Source organism: Streptomyces sioyaensis (assembly GCF_004122735.1).
GTDB lineage: Bacteria > Actinomycetota > Actinomycetes > Streptomycetales > Streptomycetaceae > Streptomyces > Streptomyces sioyaensis.
This window is the reverse complement of the sequence record NZ_SDIF01000268.1, coordinates 1-1,720: the sequence shown is the minus strand read 5'-3', so window position 1 is coordinate 1,720 and position 1,720 is coordinate 1. Positions and strand designations below refer to the sequence as shown.

Genomic DNA, 1,720 nt, shown 5'->3' with positions numbered 1-1,720 from the left:
GGGCCGGGGTGGTCAGTGTCGGCCGGGGGTGGAAAGTGGCGGATGGGGATTGTTCCGGGGCCCGGTGGGGAGTGTCCTGTCCGGCTGAGGGGGCTGCCCGTGGGCTGCCCGTGGGCTGTCTGTGGCGTGGTCGGGAGCCGCGTCGGGCGGGAGTCCGTAGGGGCGGCAAGCGTAAGGGGAGGAGACCGGCGTGGCGGACGGTGATGAGCGGGTCGGCGCCTTCTGGCGGGAGTTGGGGCTGCCGGGGCTGATCGATGTGCATACGCACTTCATGCCCGAGCGGGTGATGGCGAAGGTCTGGGCGTACTTCGACGCGGCCGGGCCGCTGGTGGGCAGGGCATGGCCGATCGCCTACCGCTTCGAGGAGGACGAGCGCCTGGCGGTGCTGCGCGGCTTCGGGGTGCGGGCCTTCACCTCGATGATCTATCCGCACAAGCCGGGGATGGCGCAGTGGCTCAACGGCTGGGCGGCCGACTTCGCGGCCCGTACGCCCGGCTGTCTGCGGACCGCGACGTTCTTTCCGGAGGACGGTGCAGCCCGGTACGTGGGCGCCGAACTCGCGGGCGGGGCACGGGTCTTCAAGGCGCACGTGCAGGTGGGCGGGTACGACCCGGCCGACGCGCGGCTCGAACCGGTGTGGGGTGCGCTCGCGGAGGCAGGTGTGCCGGTGGTCATCCACTGCGGCTCGGGGCCGGCTCCCGGCAAGCACACCGGGCCCGACCCGATCGCGCGGCTGCTGGCCCGCCATCCCCGGCTGCGGTTGATCATCGCCCATATGGGGATGCCGGAGTACGCCGACTTCCTGGACCTTGCACAGCGCTATCCCGGTGTGCACCTCGATACGACGATGGCCTTCACCGACTTCTCCGAGCGGGCCGCGCCGTTCCCACGGGACGAGCGCGGCCGGCTGAAGGACCTCGGCGAACGGGTGCTGTTCGGCAGCGACTTCCCCAACATCCCCTATGGGTACGCGCATGCGCTGGAGGCACTCACCCGGCTGGAGCTGGGCGAGGAGTGGCTGCGGGGGGTCTGTTACGGGAACGCGGCGCGGTTGTTCGGCGTGTGAGCGGGGCGGGTCGGCGAGCGCTGCGGTGCGGTGCGTGCGGGGGCTGCCGGGCGTTCCGGGGCGGGGTCAGGGAGCGAGCGGGGCGGTGACGGCCGCGGCCAGGTGGGTCATGGCCGCGCCCAGATCGGCGAGGGTCTCCTCGTCCGCCACGCGTTCGGTGGCCGGGTCGATCTTCGGGCCGATGGCCGGGAGTTCACGGCACGCCGCCGTCACGACCTCGCCGGTCATCATGTGCAGGGTCTCGCGGAGCTGGGCGTTGGCGTGGTCGCCGCCGGTGGGGGACGGGGAGGCGGTGACCACCGCGGTGGGCTTGTTGACGCATTCGCCGCTGCTGACCAGCCAGTCGAGGGCGTTCTTGAGGACGCCGGGGACGCCGTGTGCGTACTCGGGGCTGACGAGGAGCAGGGCGTCGGCGGCGGCGACCGCGGCGCGGAGGGCGGCGACGGGGGCGGGGGGTGTGGCGTCCTCGCCGTCCAGGTCGGGATTGAAGTGCGGGAGCGCGCCGATGTCCGCGAGGGCGGTCGGGCCGTCCCAGAGGGCGAGAGCGGAGCGCAGCACCGCGCCGTTGGAGGAGCGTGCCCGCAGACTGCCGGAGAGGGCGAGGAGTCTCATGGTGCGACGGTACGCGGCGCGGGGAGGGGAGCGGGCCGGGGA

General features: G+C 73.2%; 2 protein-coding genes. One reads left to right on the top strand and one right to left on the bottom strand.

The genetic code is table 11. The features are described 5' to 3' along the window. Positions 1-190 precede the first annotated feature (190 nt). Complete coding sequence (locus EST54_RS33775) at positions 191-1,066, top strand: amidohydrolase family protein (RefSeq protein WP_129251472.1); 876 nt, start codon at positions 191-193, stop codon at positions 1,064-1,066. 66 nt (positions 1,067-1,132) lie between these two features. On the opposite strand, the gene EST54_RS33770 is transcribed toward EST54_RS33775, so the two are convergent. Continuing rightward, on the bottom strand, positions 1,133-1,678 hold the full coding sequence (locus EST54_RS33770) for an NADPH-dependent FMN reductase (protein WP_129251471.1): 546 nt from the start codon (positions 1,676-1,678) through the stop codon (positions 1,133-1,135). Positions 1,679-1,720 lie beyond the last annotated feature (42 nt).